Annotated in this window: 15 protein-coding genes and 1 riboswitch; of the genes, 10 read left to right on the top strand and 5 right to left on the bottom strand. The window is 68.5% G+C overall.

Going from position 1 to position 14762, the window contains the following annotated elements; translation table 11 throughout:
• Nucleotides 1-13 precede the first annotated feature (13 nt).
• Genes ACIRGA_RS01700 through ACIRGA_RS01690 form a run of 3 tightly spaced genes read left to right on the top strand, consistent with a single transcriptional unit; the run spans nucleotide 14 to nucleotide 2199 of the window.
• A complete protein-coding gene (locus ACIRGA_RS01700) occupies nucleotides 14-454 on the top strand; it encodes an XRE family transcriptional regulator (protein WP_400935591.1) in 441 nt (146 codons plus the stop codon).
• A complete protein-coding gene (locus tag ACIRGA_RS01695) occupies nucleotides 455-1018 on the top strand; it encodes a hypothetical protein (RefSeq protein ID WP_400935589.1) in 564 nt (187 codons plus the stop codon). It begins immediately after the preceding gene.
• Nucleotides 1015-2199: an MAB_1171c family putative transporter gene (locus tag ACIRGA_RS01690; protein ID WP_400935587.1), complete on the top strand. Its 1185-nt coding sequence runs from the start codon at nucleotides 1015-1017 to the stop codon at nucleotides 2197-2199. The genes ACIRGA_RS01695 and ACIRGA_RS01690 overlap by 4 nt, the downstream gene beginning before the upstream one ends.
• Here ACIRGA_RS01690 and ACIRGA_RS01685 read toward each other — a convergent pair.
• The 4 genes from ACIRGA_RS01685 to ACIRGA_RS01670 are packed head-to-tail and all read right to left on the bottom strand — an operon-like array spanning nucleotide 2196 to nucleotide 4520.
• Nucleotides 2196-2546 (bottom strand): DoxX family protein, encoded by a 351-nt coding sequence (locus tag ACIRGA_RS01685; RefSeq protein WP_400935585.1) that lies wholly within the window; start codon nucleotides 2544-2546, stop codon nucleotides 2196-2198. The two genes, ACIRGA_RS01690 and ACIRGA_RS01685, sit on opposite strands and share 4 nt — an antisense overlap.
• 26 nt (nucleotides 2547-2572) lie before the next feature.
• Entirely contained in the window at nucleotides 2573-3262 is a 690-nt protein-coding gene (locus ACIRGA_RS01680; RefSeq protein WP_400935583.1) for an ABC transporter permease, read from the bottom strand.
• Nucleotides 3259-4146 (bottom strand): ABC transporter ATP-binding protein, encoded by an 888-nt coding sequence (locus ACIRGA_RS01675; RefSeq protein WP_400935581.1) that lies wholly within the window; start codon nucleotides 4144-4146, stop codon nucleotides 3259-3261. Before ACIRGA_RS01675 ends, ACIRGA_RS01680 begins: the two co-directional genes overlap by 4 nt.
• Nucleotides 4143-4520: a GntR family transcriptional regulator gene (locus tag ACIRGA_RS01670; RefSeq protein WP_400935579.1), complete on the bottom strand. Its 378-nt coding sequence runs from the start codon at nucleotides 4518-4520 to the stop codon at nucleotides 4143-4145. The genes ACIRGA_RS01675 and ACIRGA_RS01670 overlap by 4 nt, the downstream gene beginning before the upstream one ends.
• Nucleotides 4521-4684: 164 nt before the next feature.
• Here ACIRGA_RS01670 and ACIRGA_RS01665 point away from each other — a divergent pair, with 164 nt between their 5' ends.
• Both ACIRGA_RS01665 and ACIRGA_RS01660 read left to right on the top strand, forming a co-directional pair.
• Entirely contained in the window at nucleotides 4685-5008 is a 324-nt protein-coding gene (locus ACIRGA_RS01665) for a PadR family transcriptional regulator (RefSeq protein ID WP_034323457.1), read from the top strand.
• Nucleotides 5005-6252, top strand: a complete 1248-nt coding sequence (locus tag ACIRGA_RS01660; RefSeq protein WP_400935577.1) for a DUF1700 domain-containing protein — start codon at nucleotides 5005-5007, stop codon at nucleotides 6250-6252. Before ACIRGA_RS01665 ends, ACIRGA_RS01660 begins: the two co-directional genes overlap by 4 nt.
• A 159-nt stretch (nucleotides 6253-6411) precedes the next feature.
• On the opposite strand, the gene ACIRGA_RS01655 is transcribed toward ACIRGA_RS01660, so the two are convergent.
• On the bottom strand, nucleotides 6412-6936 hold the full coding sequence (locus ACIRGA_RS01655; protein ID WP_038509609.1) for a general stress protein: 525 nt from the start codon (nucleotides 6934-6936) through the stop codon (nucleotides 6412-6414).
• A gap of 228 nt (nucleotides 6937-7164) precedes the next feature.
• Here ACIRGA_RS01655 and ACIRGA_RS01650 point away from each other — a divergent pair, with 228 nt between their 5' ends.
• The 5 genes from ACIRGA_RS01650 (at nucleotide 7165) to gcvP (ending at nucleotide 14754) form a co-directional block, all read left to right on the top strand.
• Nucleotides 7165-8529, top strand: coding sequence for a glutamine synthetase family protein (locus ACIRGA_RS01650; protein ID WP_400935575.1), 1365 nt, complete (start codon nucleotides 7165-7167; stop codon nucleotides 8527-8529).
• On the top strand, nucleotides 8510-9223 hold the full coding sequence (locus tag ACIRGA_RS01645) for a gamma-glutamyl-gamma-aminobutyrate hydrolase family protein (RefSeq protein WP_400935573.1): 714 nt from the start codon (nucleotides 8510-8512) through the stop codon (nucleotides 9221-9223). The genes ACIRGA_RS01650 and ACIRGA_RS01645 overlap by 20 nt, the downstream gene beginning before the upstream one ends.
• Complete coding sequence (locus tag ACIRGA_RS01640; protein WP_400935571.1) at nucleotides 9220-10584, top strand: aldehyde dehydrogenase family protein; 1365 nt, start codon at nucleotides 9220-9222, stop codon at nucleotides 10582-10584. The genes ACIRGA_RS01645 and ACIRGA_RS01640 overlap by 4 nt, the downstream gene beginning before the upstream one ends.
• Nucleotides 10585-10587: 3 nt before the next feature.
• A complete protein-coding gene (locus ACIRGA_RS01635; RefSeq protein WP_400935569.1) occupies nucleotides 10588-11355 on the top strand; it encodes a 3-oxoacyl-ACP reductase in 768 nt (255 codons plus the stop codon).
• A gap of 420 nt (nucleotides 11356-11775) precedes the next feature.
• A riboswitch (glycine riboswitch) is annotated at nucleotides 11776-11879 on the top strand.
• Between the two features lie 43 nt (nucleotides 11880-11922).
• On the top strand, nucleotides 11923-14754 hold the full coding sequence (gcvP, locus tag ACIRGA_RS01630) for an aminomethyl-transferring glycine dehydrogenase (protein ID WP_400935567.1): 2832 nt from the start codon (nucleotides 11923-11925) through the stop codon (nucleotides 14752-14754).
• Nucleotides 14755-14762 lie beyond the last annotated feature (8 nt).

The raw sequence follows: 14762 nt of genomic DNA, 5'->3' as shown, positions 1-14762 counted from the left end.
GGTAGGGAGTGGGATGGTGGCCGCGATCGAGCCCGGTAAGACGACGCTCGCCGAGAAGATCGACAAGCTGTTCCAGATCGTGCTGAGACCCGATCGCGAGCCGTACAGCCACGAAGAGGTCGCCAAGGCGTGCCGCGAGGCCACCGGCGAGAGCTTTTCGACGACGTACCTGTGGCAGTTGCGCACCGGCCGTCGCGACAACCCGACGAAACGCCACCTCGAGGCGCTCGCCCAGTTCTTCGGCGTCTCGCCCGCGTACTTCTTCGACGACGAGCAGAGCGCCAAGATCGCCGAGGAACTCGCGCTCCTCGGCGCCCTCCGCGACGCCGGTGTCCGCGATGTCGCGCTCCGGGCCGTAACGCTTTCCCCCGACGGACTCGACACCATCAGCGACATGATCGACGCGATCGCCCGCAGGGAATCCGGACGGGGCGGCCCGAAGAAGGAGACGTGAGTGGACCGCCGCCATAAGGAGTTGTGGCGCCGCTGCCGGAGCCTCGCCGACGGCGTGGCCCTTCCCGAACCCTTCGACGCCGGGTCCTTCGTCGCCGAACTGGCCGCCGAACGCGGCCGCCCGATCGAATTGATGCAGGTCAGCGTTCCCTCCAGTGGCCCGTGCGGGCTGCTGATGAGCACCGAGCGCGCGGACTACATCCTCTATCCGACCAACACCACCGCCCTGCACCGGCGGCATATCCTGCTGCACGAGGTCGGCCATCTGCTGTGCGGTCACGTCGGTTCGGACGCGGGAGCCGACGGGATCGCGCTCGACGCCGCCGCCAGCAAGGCCCTCATGCCGAACCTCTCGCCCGAACTCGTCCGCCGCGTCCTCGGCCGCACGAGTTACAGCGCCGTCGAGGAGCAGGAGGCCGAACTGCTCGCCAGCCTCCTCGCGCAACGCGTCGCCCGGACGGCGGTGCGCGGCATCGCGCGTCTCGACGAGAGCGGGAGTGACCTCGCCGGCGGGATGGCCAGGGTCGACAACCTCTTCGGCAGCCGGAAACGGCGCCTGCCGTGACCGAAACCATCGCGTACTTCTGCTGCGTGGTGGCTTTCGCCGGCTTCGGCTACAAGCTGATCCAGGCCCGGCACACCCAGCCACTGCGGCGGATGTGGTTCCTCAGCGCGTTCGGGATGTGCATCGCGGGCGGCATCATGCTGCTCACCCCGGCGATGGAGAACGCCGTCGGCGTCGAAGAACCCATCGGCAGTCTCCTGAACCTCGCGGCCGACCTGCTCAAGATCGGCGCGATGGCCTTCGCGGTCGCGTTCGCGCATTCGCTGAAATTGGGGGAGGGCAAGCGGATCGGCTGGCACGCGGTGCTGTCCTGGACCGTCGTGGCCGCCGAGATCGCGCTCTTCTTCCTCTCCGGCAGCTACCGCGTCGGCGAGCACACCGCCGCCGGACCGGGCGGGCTCGGCTGGTTCGTCGCGTACAACGTTCTTTTCCTCGTCTACGGCCTGATCAGCCTGCTGACGTTCTCGATCGTTTTCGCCCGCTTCGCGCGGCATGCCGCCCCCGGCCCGCTTCGCACCGGGCTGTGGCTGCTCGTCGGTGGCGGGGTGTCCGCGCTGGGCTGGACCTTCTGGGATGTCGACGACATCTACATCCTCGCCACCACGGGTGCGGTCGACGCCGGCGAGGACACGCTCTCGGCGATCCTGGCGGCGCTGAGCGTCGGGCTCGCCGGGGCGGGCGCGACGCTCAGCGTGTGGGGGCCTGCGCTGGCCACCCCGTTCCGGCTGATCGGCACGTACCGGACGTACCGGCGGATCGAACCGTTGTGGGCCGCGCTGCGCGAAGCCGTCCCGGGGATCGCGCTGGACCCGGGCCCCGGTATGCCGGGCGGCGTCGAATTCGCCTTGTACCGCAGGGTCATCGAGATCCGGGACGGCCATCTCGCGCTGCGGCCCTACTTCGATCCGGACGTCCCGCCGGTCGCGGAAGCCGAAGCACGCAAGGCGAAGACCCCCGAAGCCCGCGTACCCGCGACGATCGAGGCCGCGGCCTTGGCCGCCGCGCTCGTCGCCTCCGAGGCGGGCCGCCGGTACGCCCCCGACGACGTTCCGGCGACCTACCTCGACGAGCCGGACATCGCCACCGAGGCGGCGTGGCTGGTGGAGGTCACGCGAGCCTGGCGACGGTCCGCCGTGGTCGGGCGCATTCGCCAGCGGGCGCGGGAAACACTCGCCGCCTAGGCGACGATCGCGGTGACGGCGGCCGCCGCCGAGACCAGCGCGAGCCAGATCGGCGGGGCGACGTCCTTGATCCCGTCGCCCGCCCGCGCGTGGGAGATCGCCGCCCCGATCAGCAACGCCACCAGGCCGATCGCCGCGGCGATCCCCAAGGGCTGCCAGAAGAATCCGGCCACCAGGCCCGCCGCTCCCGCGAGTTCGAGCGCGCCGATCCCCTGGATCTCCCGGACCGAGAAGCCGAGCCTCTCGGTCCGGGAGACCAACGCCTGCTGACGCAGGACCTTCGCCACCCCCAGTACGGCGAAGATCGCGATCAGCAGCACCGACAACACCGCATATGTCACGGCCATGACGAACTCCTTGGTGTGGAAGGGTTTCAGACCGTGACGCGGCGCATCGTGGCGAACCCGCCGGCACCCGCGACGCAGACCAGCAGGGCGAGCACCCCGGTCACGCCGCCGACGGTCAGCGTGCTGAAGAACGTGCCGACCTTCGGCCAGGACTCGGTCCAGCTGAGCAGCAGCACCCCGCCCAGCAGCACCAGCACCTGCGCGGCGGCGAACAGGACGACACCCACCACCGCGGCGCGCCGGTAGATCAGGCCGTACCACATGCCGTAGACGAACATCAGCGTCAGGAAGACGAACGACGTGAGCAGGGTCAGGTACCAGGGGCCGTCGAGCAGCCAGGGAACGCGGAAGTAGTTGAGGCCGAGTCCCCAGCCGCGGGTCGCTTCTTCGATCGCCTGGAGCACGGTGATCCCGGCCGCGTACACCGCGGAAAGCCCGGCTACCAAAAGGATCGTGCCGAGGTAGTACGACCGCCTCGACACGCCGAGCGCGAGCCCGAACGGGAGCGATTTCGTCATGCTCAAGGCCCCGCAGACCAACATGAACACGAACAGCGTGAACAGGCCGCCGGAGTAGTTCTCCTCGGGGGTCTCGGGAATCACCGCGAAGATGGTGAGATTCACCAGGAACGCGAAGAACGTGACGCCGACCGGGAGGACCAGGAACTGGAGCCGGTCCACCAGGTGGTAGCGCGCGACGTTGACCAGGGTGTTCATGCGGACGCCTCCTCTGCGGTCTGTCCGTTGGAGGTGTGCACCATCAACTGCTGCAAGGAAAGCGGCTCCAGCTTCAGGTGCAGGGCCTGTGCTTTCGCCTTCGCGGCGGCGTCGAGCGCGTCGGAGACGGTGACCGAAGCCCGCGACCCGATCTTGCGGCGGTGCAGCACCCGGCGGCCGGCGACGAAGTCGTCCACCGCGAGGGCCGTGCCGGACACCGTGACGGCGGTGCCGCGCAGTTCGTCGGCGGGCGCGTCGAGGACGACGCGGCCTTTGTCGATCATCACCACGTGCTCCAGCAGATCGGCCACTTCGTCGATCAGGTGCGTGGAGAGCAGGATCGTGCGCGGGTGAGCCGAATAGTCGTCGAGCAACCGGTCGTAGAACAGCTGACGCGCGACGGCGTCGAGGCCCGCGTACGGCTCGTCGAGCAGCGTGAGTTCCGCTCGCGCCGCGAGCCCGATCGTGATCGACAGCGCCGAACGCATCCCTCGCGAGAGCTTCTTGATCGGGCGCTTCGTCGGCAGGTCGAAGTCGCGGAGCAGGGTGTCGGCCAGTTCCGCGTCCCAGTTCGGGTAGAACCACGACGCCGCCGAAAGGGCATGCCGCACCTTGAAATCCGGGAACTGCTGGTCTTCGCGGACGAGCACCAGGCGCCGCAGCACGCGCTCGTTCTCGACCGGGCTCTCGCCGAACACACGGACCGAGCCGGTGCTGGCGAACTCCTGCGCCGTGACGATGCGCAGGAAAGTGCTCTTGCCCGCGCCGTTGCGGCCGAGCAGGCCGGTGATCTTGCCTTCTTCTATGTCGACCGAGACATCGCCGAGCGCGAGGTGGTCGCCGTAGCGCCGGGTCAGGCCGGTGGTCGAAATGGTCGGCGTCATGCGGCTGGTCCTCCGTTCCGGTGTCCGTTCCCGCGGATGAGCGAGATCAAGGTTTCGTCGTCGATGCCGAGGCGCCTGGCTTCGATGAGCATCGGGTCGAGGTACTGCTCGGCGAACCGCTGCCGCCGGTCGGTGAGCAGCTTCTGCCGCGCGCCGGCGGCGACGAACATGCCGATACCGCGCCGCTTTTCGAGCAGATTGTCATCGGCGAGCAGATTGATCCCCTTGGCCGCCGTCGCCGGATTGATCCGGTAGAAGGCGGCGAGTTCGTTGGTTGACGGCACGCGTTCCCCCTCGGCCAGGCTTCCCTCGGCGATGTCGTCGGCGATCTGTTCGGCGATCTGCACGAACAGGGGTGTTCCTTCGTCGAGCACGACACCTCCGTCCCCAGTCTTCGTGCACCCTCGCGGGGTGCGGTGGTTCATTACTGGACTAAGTAACCCATGAACCACCCGACGGACGCAAGTGGCTTCCGCCGTGCGCACTACTGTGCAATGCGTGGTACCTTCTGTTGCGTAAGACTGGGAGGGACGCGACTGTGGAGATCAGTCAGCTACTTAAAGGCGTGCTGGACCTCGCCGTTCTCGCGGTGCTTCGCGGAGAGGACGGCTACGGCTACGACGTGCTCCGAAGACTCCGTATCGCGGGATTGCAGGAAGTGGGCGACGCTTCGGTGTACGGGACGCTTCGGCGGCTGTACAAGGCAGGCCTGCTGACGTCCTATGTGGTGCCGAGCGAGGAAGGCCCGCACCGCAAGTACTACAGCCTCAACGAGCCGGGTCGACAGCGTCTCGAAGAGTCGGGGCAGACCTGGCGGACTTTCGCCACGACAATGAACAGCCTGTTGGGAGAGGCAGCATGAGCACGCAGAATCCGACCGCCGTGCGGGTGTATCTGGCGAGGGTCAGGAGCGCGCTCGCCGACCTGCCCGAGAGCGAAGTCGAGGAGATCCTCGAAGACGTCCGGCCCCATCTCGCCGAGATGGAGGCGGAGCTGGGGGAGAACCCCAAGGTCGACGCCTTGATCGAACGGTTGGGCAGCCCGGAAAGCTACGCCGCCGAATTGCGGGCCTCCGGCGGTTACCCGCCGCGTCCGCCCGAGGCGGGCGACAAGACCGCCGTGCTGAAGGTGAAGACCGGGATCGGCGGAGCGCGGTTCGCGTTCTGGGGCTTGGTGTTCTCCGTCGGCGGCTTCGCGTTGTTCGGCTTCGCGGCCGCGGTGTGGGTGCGGGTGGAGCCGTTGCTGGGACTGCTTTTCGTCGCACCCGTGCTCGCGATCAGCGTCGCCTACGTGGTCCGGAGGGGAGTCGCCCCGATCGCGGAACTGCCCGAGGTGGTCAAGCTCCGCGAGATCGCGACCTCGTTCCAGGGCAACCGGAACAGCAAGGGGGTCAACTACTTCCGCACGCTCAAGCCGGCGTGGTGGGTGCTGTGCGCGGCGGTGCTGGTCGTCTTCGGCCTGCTGCTCGTGCTCCGCGACACCGAGGCCGTGCTCTTGCTGCCGCTGATGCTGCTGGCCGCCGTCGCGGTGGTCTGGGCGGGGCCGAAGCTGAAGACCGACCGGCGGCTGCTGTGGCTGGCCGTTCCGGTCTCGGCGTTCGTCATCGGCAGCATGCTCGGCGGCGCGGGCGCGGCGGTCGATCTGATCGCGAAGCGTTCGTACAGCGGAGGTTCCTACAACAGCGGCTACACGCCGAACTACAACGACAACTACGGCAATCCGCAGTTGATGTACGGCAGCCAGGACGTGGAGAACATCTACGCGTTCGACGCCGAGGGCAAGCCGTTGACCGAGATCTACCTCTACGACGAGAACGGCCGTCCGCTCAGCACGACCCGGTACGCCTGTGAGCGGAGCACGGGTGAGAAGCGGAAGGTCGGCGACGACAACCGCTACCCGCGGCCGCGGCTCGAACGGGGAGTCCAGGACAACGACGGAAACCGCGACGGCTACAACGGTTCTCGCGGCTATTGCCAGGAACGGGCCGAAGTGCCGTTCAGCGCGGCGATCCCGAAGGCGGTGCCGGTGCCGCCGACTTCGCAGGCGGCCCCGCCGTCGTCCACCCCGGTGGCGCCGCCGTCGAACTCCACCCAGCCGACGCGGTAGGTGGCCCGGGCGGAGGCGGCTGTCGGGGGCGCCTCCGCCCGCGTTTCGTCCTCTGAATGCGGTAGTCGGTTACGCGAACCACAGCATTCAGAGGACGAAATGCGGATGTGCCGCGAGCCGGCACCTCGTGCTGAGGTGCCGGCTCGCGTGGGGTGAGGCTCAGTGGTTGAACGCGCTCCTGGCGGCCAGGTCGGCCAGCAGGGCGCGGCCCTTCTCGGCGTTGCGCGGCTGGGCCAGGACGTCGTAACGCCGGGCGACCAGCTGGCTCTGCGAGATGAACCCTCGCTTGTTCTTCGACGACGCGTACCCCAGGGCGCCGAACAGCAGGTTGAACCCGATACCGCCGACCAGGCCGACGATGATCGGCACCAGCCCGGCGCCCGGGTTCAGCAGGCTCAGCACGAGCCCGAGGAACACACCGAACATCGCGCCGGACAGCGCCGAGCTGGTCAGCACCTTGCTCCAGCCCATCCGCCCGGCGATCCGCTCGACCAGGATCGGTTCGACACCGACGATGGTCACGTCCGTGATCGGGAAGTCCGTTCCCGCGAGGTGGTCGACGGCACGCTGCGCTTCGGAGTACGACTCGTAGGAGCCGATCGGCCACCCGCTGGGCAGCGTCGGGAGCTGAGCCCGTCCCTGGGGCTCGGTGAACGTGGTCTGCTGCGTGAATGCCTGTGTCATTCCTTCTCACCTCTCTTGATCCGTACAACGTCCCGGATGCGCGGATCTCCTCCCGGTGCGGCGGGATTCACAGCATCTTCTCAGCCGGGCATCACAGACAATCCGCCCAGGGATCAACTACGGTCAGCAATGGATGACGAACCAGACCATTGACCGAGTTGACCGGGTTCGGCCGACCCGGTAGGAAGAAGCTGCAAAGGTACCGCTTCGAACCTTTAGGTGAGGCTGATGGCGAACAGGCGCGGCATGCTCACGCTGGATCGGCTCCGGGAACTGGTCGAGGACGGCACCGTCGACACGGTGCTGGTGGCGATCACCGACATGCAGGGCAGGCTGCAGGGCAAACGCTGCGCCGCCGAGTACTTCCTCAACGAGGTCGTCGAACACGCCACCGAAGCGTGCAACTACCTCCTCGCCGTCGACGTGGACATGAACACCGTCGACGGCTTCGCGATGTCGTCCTGGGAGACCGGCTACGGCGACTTCGTCATGCGCCCGGATTTCGGCACGCTGCGCCTGCTCCCGTGGCAGGAGGGCACCGCGCTCGTCCTCGCCGACCTCGAACGGGTGCAGGGCGGAGCGGTGGCCCCCTCGCCTCGCCAGATCCTGCGCGGCCAGCTCGACAGGCTCGCCGAGCGCGGTCTCGCCGCCTACGTCGGCACCGAACTGGAGTTCATCGTCTTCGACGACACCTTCGAGTCGGCCTGGGACAAGCGCTATCAGGATCTTCGCCCGGCCAACCAGTACAACGTCGACTACTCGATGCTCGGCACCGCCCGGATCGAACCGCTGCTGCGCCGCATCCGCAACGAGATGGGCGGCGCGGGGCTGTACGTCGAGTCGGCCAAGGGTGAATGCAATCCCGGCCAGCACGAGATCGCCTTCCGCTACGCCGACGCGCTGACCACCTGCGACAACCACAGCGTCTACAAGACCGGGTCCAAGGAGATCGCCGCGCAGGAGGGCAAGAGCCTCACGTTCATGGCGAAGTACAACGAGCGCGAGGGCAATTCCTGCCATATCCACATCAGCCTGCGCTCGGCCGCGGGCGAGCCCGTCCTGGCGGGCGAGGGTCCCGGCGGGTTCTCGCCGATGATGGAGCACTTCCTCGCCGGTCAGCTCGCCGGACTGCGTGAGCTGACCTACTTCTTCGCGCCGAACATCAACTCCTACAAGCGTTTCGTCCCTGGCAGCTTCGCGCCGACGGCCGTCGCGTGGGGCACGGACAACCGCACGTGCGCACTCCGTGTCGTCGGGCACGGAGACTCGCTGCGCACCGAGAACCGTGTCCCCGGCGGCGACGTGAACCCGTATCTCGCGGTGGCCGCGCTGATCGCGGCCGGGCTGCACGGCATCGAGAACGAGCTCGAGCTGGAGCCGGAGTTCCAGGGCAACGCCTACGGTTCCGGCAAACCGACCGTGCCGACGACCCTGCGGGAATCCGCGGCGCTGCTGGACAAGAGCGAACTCGCGAGGTCCGCGTTCGGGGACGAGGTCGTCGACCACTACCTGAACGCGGCGAAGGTCGAGCTCACCGCGTACGACGCCGCCGTCACCGACTGGGAGAGGATCCGTGGCTTCGAACGCCTCTGAGCCTTTGATCGGGCTCACGTCCTATTTGGAACCCGCGAAGTTCCTGGTGTGGGAGACCGAAGCGGCGCTGCTTCATCGGGTCTACGTCGACGGGATCGTCGCGGCGGGCGGGATCCCGGTCCTGCTGCCGCCGGTGAGCGAGGCACACGATCGGCTGATGTCCGCCGTGGACGGTCTCGTGCTGGTCGGCGGCGCGGACGTCGACCCGGCGCGGTACGGCCAGGAGCAGCACGCGACGACGTACACGAGGCCGAACCGGGACGCGTTCGAGTTCGGGCTGCTCCGGTCCGCTTTGGACAGTGGAAGACCGGTACTCGGCGTCTGCCGCGGGTTGCAGGTGCTCAGCGTCGCGCTGGGCGGCACGCTCGTCCAGCACCTGCCCGACACTGTGGACTGCAAGGATCACCAGCCCGCGCCCGGGACCTTCGGCACCACTACGGTGACGCTTGCCGAGGGCAGCCGCGTCGCGTCGATCCTCGGCGCCGAGACCAAGGTGCCGTGTTACCACCATCAGGCGATCGACAAGCTCGGCGACGGGCTGGTCCCGGTCGGCTGGGCCGCCGACGGGACCATCGAGGCGGCCGAGCTTCCCGGCGACGGGTTCGTAGTCGGCGTCCAATGGCATCCCGAACAGAATCCCGACGACATCAGGCTTTTCGAGGCACTCGTAGAAGCAGCTAAGGAGCGCGCATGACCACGTTCGAGGTGATCAACCCCGCCACCGAGGAGGTGGTGCGGTCGGTCGAGCTGACCTCGGCGGAGGAGACCGACGCGGCGATCGCCCGCGCACACGCGGCGTTCCCCGCCTGGCGCGCGGTGGCTCCCGGCGACCGGGCACGGCTGCTGCGCCGGTTCGCCGACGCCGTCGACGCCGACCTCGAGAACCTCGCCGAGCTGGAAGTCGTCAACGCGGGGCATACGATCGGCAACGCGCGCTGGGAGGCGGGCAACGTCCGCGACGTGCTGACGTACTACTCGGCGTCGCCCGAACGGTTGAGCGGCAAGCAGATCCCGGTGCCCGGCGGCGTGAACATGACGTTCCACGAGCCGCTCGGTGTGGTGGGGGTGATCGTGCCGTGGAACTTCCCGATGCCCATCGCGGGCTGGGGGTTCGCGCCCGCGCTCGCCGCCGGGAACACCGTCGTGCTCAAACCCGCCGAGCTCACCCCGCTGACCGCGATCCGCCTCGGCGAGCTCGCCCGCGAGGCGGGGATCCCCGAAGACGTCTTCCAGGTGCTTCCCGGTAAGGGATCCGTGGTGGGACAGCGCTTCGTGGACCACCCGGCGGTGCGGAAGGTGGTGTTCACCGGCTCCACCGAGGTCGGCAAGCAGATCATGGCGGGCTGCGCCGCGCAGGTGAAACGGGTGACCCTGGAGCTCGGCGGCAAGAACGCGAACATCGTGTTCGCCGACGCCGACCTGGAGAAGGCCGCGGCCACCGCGCCGTACGGCGTCTTCGACAACGCCGGGCAGGACTGCTGCGCGCGGTCGCTGATCCTGGTGCAGGCGAGCGTGTACGAGAAGTTCATGGAGCTGCTGGAACCCGCCGTGAACGGTGTCGTCGTCGGGGATCCGCGGCTGGAAGTGACCGAGATGGGGCCGCTGATCTCGGCCGGGCATCATGCGAAGGTGTCGTCCTATGTGGACGATTCGGCGCCGGTCGCCTTCCGGGGCAACGCTCCCGTCGGGCCGGGCTACTGGTTCGCGCCGACCGTCGTCACCCCGCCGGATCTGCGGCATCCGCTGGCCTCGGACGAGATCTTCGGCCCGGTCGTCGCCGTGGTCCCGTTCGACGGCGAGACGGACGCGGTGACCATGGCCAACCACACGGAGTACGGGCTGTCCGGCTCGATCTGGACCCGCGATGTCGGCCGCGCCTTCCGCGTCGCACGCGGCGTCGAAGCCGGGAACCTGTCGGTCAACTCGCATTCGTCCGTCCGGTACTGGACGCCGTTCGGCGGGTTCAAGCAATCCGGATTGGGCCGCGAGCTCGGCCCGGACGCCGTCGACGCCTTCACCGAGACCAAGAATGTCTTCATCAGCACGGAGGAATAAGCAATGGTTCAGCGTTTCGAAGGCCGCGTCGCGGTCATCACCGGCGGCAGCAGCGGGATCGGTCTCGCCACCGCGCGGCGGCTGGCGAGCGAAGGCGCGAAGGTCGTCATCGGTGACATCTCTGCCGACGCGGGCAAGGCGGCGGCCGACGAGGTCGGCGGCCTGTTCGTGCAGGCCGACGTCACCGACGCCGAGCAGGTCGAGGCCCTCTTCCAGACCACTGTGGACACTTTCGGCTCGGTCGACGTCGCGTTCAACAACGCCGGCATCTCCCCGCCCGAGGACGACTCGATCCTCACCACGGGCATCGAGGCGTGGGAGAAGGTGCAGAAGGTCAACCTGACGTCGGTGTACCTGTGCTGCAAGGCGGTTTTGCCGCATATGCAGCGGCAGGGGAAGGGTTCGATCATCAACACGGCGTCGTTCGTCGCGGTGATGGGCGCGGCGACGTCGCAGATCTCCTACACCGCGTCCAAGGGCGGGGTGCTGGCGATGAGCCGGGAACTGGGCGTGCAGTTCGCGCGGGAGAACATCCGGGTGAACGCGCTGTGCCCGGGTCCGGTGAACACGCCGCTGCTCAAAGAGCTGTTCGCGAAGGACCCCGAACGGGCGGCGCGGCGGCTGGTGCACGTGCCGGTCGGCCGGTTCGCGGAGCCGGAGGAGATCGCGGCAGCCGTCGCGTTCCTGGCGAGCGACGATGCCTCGTTCATCACCGCTTCGCAGTTCCTGGTGGACGGCGGCATCTCGGGCGCCTACGTCACCCCGCTCTGACCCCTGCATTTAGTCCTCTAAATGCGCTGAAGTACATGATGGCCCCCTTCCTTGCGCCTAGGTACAGGAAGGGGGCCTTCATGTACTCGGGCCGGCGGTCGCGCTCGGTCCGGGAGCCGAAGGACGCTTTCCCCGCGTCTCGTGCGGTGAAGGGCCCTTTCGCCTCGCGTGATCAGGGCCGTCACTCGCGTGATCAGAGGCGTAACTCACGAGTTTCGTCTCTGATCACGCGAGTGACGGCTCCAAGCACGCAAGTGACGTCGTCGGGCGGAAGTAGACGCGCGCTGAACAGGCCAGGTACGGTGTGCGCACAACTGCAGATCGGGCCGTCGAGCTGGAGCGGGAGAGCCCCCATGAACGTGGTGGGGCACCGAAGGAGCAAACTCCCCGGAATCTCTCAGGTACCCACTACCGCTTCCGCGAGGCCACTCTGGAAAGCAGGCGCGCAAGTGCGCCTCACCCAAGGTGAAAGCCACCCTGCGACGGGTGGTGAAACTCTCAGGTGCCATGACAGAGGGGGAGTTCCCAGCGCACCGGTCTATCCGGCGCCTGATTGAAGGAGCTCCCTTGACCAGTACGTCCTTCGACGACCGGCACATCGGCCCCTCGGAGTCCGAGCAGGCCAAGATGCTCGCCGAGGTCGGCTACGGCAGTCTCGATGCCCTGGTACAGGCCGCGGTGCCGTCCGCGATCCGCGTCACCCGCGACCTCGACCTTCCCCCCGCCGCGTCCGAAGAGGACGCCATCGCCGAGCTTCGCGCGCTCGCCGCGCTCAACAAGCCGATGACGCAGATGATCGGTCTCGGCTTCCACGACACGGTCACCCCGGCGGTCATCCGCCGCAACGTGCTGGAGAACCCGGCCTGGTACACGGCGTACACGCCGTACCAGCCGGAGATCTCGCAGGGCCGTCTCGAAGCCCTCCTCAACTTCCAGACCATGGTCTCCGAGCTGGCCGGGCTCGCCACCGCGAACGCCTCGCTGCTCGACGAGTCCACCGCCGTCGCCGAGGCCGTCATGCTGATGCGCCGCGCGTCGAAGGCGAAGTCGAACAAGGTCGTCCTCGACGCCGAGTGCCTGCCGCAGACCATCGCCGTCGTCCGCACCCGCGCCGAGGCGATGGGCGTCGAGGTCGAGGTCCGTGACCTGCTCACCGGCCTGCCGGAGGAGTTCTTCGGCGTCGTCGTCCAGTACCCGGGCGCTTCCGGTGTGCTGCGCGGCGCGGGTTTCTACTCCGCCATCTCCGAGACCGCGAAGGCCGCCGGCGCGCTGTACACCGTCGCCGCCGACCTGCTCGCCCTCACGCTGATCACCGCGCCGGGTGAGTTCGGCGCCGACATCGCCGCCGGTTCGACCCAGCGGTTCGGTGTCCCGCTCGGGTACGGCGGCCCGCACGCCGGATTCATGGCCGTCCGCGCCGGGCTCGAGCGCTCGCTGCCGGGCCGCCTGGTCGGGGTGTCGGTCGACGCCGACGGCAACCCCGCGTACCGCCTCGCCCTGCAGACCCGCGAGCAGCACATCCGCCGCGAGAAGGCCACCTCCAACATCTGTACCGCGCAGGTCCTGCCCGCCGTGCTCGCCGCGATGTACGCGGTCTACCACGGTCCGGACGGCCTCAAGCGCATCGCGACCCGCGTCCACGAACTCGCCGCCGGGCTGGCTGGGGCGCTGCGCGCGGCGGGCGTCGAGGTTGTCCACGAGGGCTTCTTCGACACCGTCCTCGCCCGCATGCCCGGCCAGGCCGAAGCGGTCGTCGCGGTCGCCCGTGAGAACGGGATCAACCTCGGCCCGGTCGACGCCGACCACGTCCGCGTCGCCGTCGACGAGGTCACCACGCCCGCGATCATCGCCAAGGTGCTCAACGCTTTCGGCGTCGAGAACCAGGCGGAAAGCTCCGGGGCGTTGCCCACCGGTCTCGGCCGCGAGAGCGAGTACCTCACCCACGAGGTCTTCCACTCCCACCGCTCCGAGACCGCGATGCTGCGCTACCTGCGCGGACTGTCCGATCTGGACTACGCGCTCGACCGCGGCATGATCCCGCTCGGCTCCTGCACGATGAAGCTCAACGCCACCACCGAGATGGAGCCGATCAGCTGGCGCGAGTTCGCGGGCATCCACCCGTTCGCCCCGGCCGAGGACGCCGAGGGCTACCACGTGCTGGTCGAGCAGCTGTCGACCTGGCTGGCCGAGGTCACCGGCTACGACAAGGTGTCGCTGCAGCCGAACGCCGGCAGCCAGGGCGAGCTCGCCGGTCTGCTCGCGATCCGCGCGTACCACCACGCGAATGGCCAGCAGGAGCGTGAGGTCTGCCTGATCCCGTCGTCCGCGCACGGCACGAACGCCGCCTCCGCGGTCATGGCAGGCATGCGCGTCGTCGTGGTCAAGTGCACCGACGAGGGCAACGTCGACCTCGAAGACCTGCGGGCCAAGGTCGAGGCCAACCGCGACACGCTGTCCGCGATCATGGTCACGTACCCGTCCACGCACGGCGTGTACGAGCACGGCATCGACGAGCTGGCCAAGATCGTCCACGACGCGGGCGGCCAGGTCTACGTCGACGGCGCGAACCTCAACGCCCTGCTGGGTCTCGCCAAGCCGGGCGAGTTCGGCGGCGACGTCTCGCACCTGAACCTGCACAAGACCTTCTGCATCCCGCACGGCGGTGGCGGCCCCGGTGTCGGCCCGGTCGCGGTCCGCGCGCACCTCGCGCCGTACCTGCCGAACCACCCGCTGCTGGAGAAGGCCGGCCCCGAAACCGGTGTCGGCCCGATCAGCGCCGCCCCGTACGGCTCGGCGTCGATCCTGCCGATCTCGTGGGCGTACGTCCGCATGATGGGCGCGGGCGGGCTCACCGCCGCGACGCAGGTCGCCGTCCTCGCGGCGAACTACGTGGCCAAGCGCCTCAACCAGCACTACCCGGTGCTCTACACCGGCCAGGACGGCCTGGTCGCGCACGAGTGCATCCTCGACCTGCGCGGTCTCACCAAGGAGACCGGCGTCAGCGTCGACGACGTCGCGAAGCGCCTGATCGACTACGGCTTCCACGCCCCGACCATGTCGTTCCCGGTCGCGGGCACGCTGATGGTCGAGCCGACCGAATCCGAGGACCTTGGCGAGATCGACCGCTTCATCGAGGCCATGATCGCCATCCGCGCGGAGATCGACGCCGTCGCACAGGGCAAGTGGGCCGCGGACAACAGCCCGCTGCGCAACGCCCCCCACACCGCCGAGACCCTCGTCGGCGACTGGGACCTGCCCTACGACCGCGAACTGGCGGTGTACCCCGCCGGAGTGAATCGCAAGGCCAAGTACTGGCCCCCGGTGCGCCGCATCGACGGTGCGCGCGGGGACCGTAACCTCGTCTGCTCCTGCCCGCCGCTCAACGCCTACGAGAACTGAGGCACTTG

Origin of the sequence: Amycolatopsis sp. NPDC102389, from assembly GCF_044765885.1 — a bacterium.
Lineage (GTDB): Bacteria > Actinomycetota > Actinomycetes > Mycobacteriales > Pseudonocardiaceae > Amycolatopsis.
This window is presented reverse-complemented; position numbering and strand designations above follow the sequence as displayed.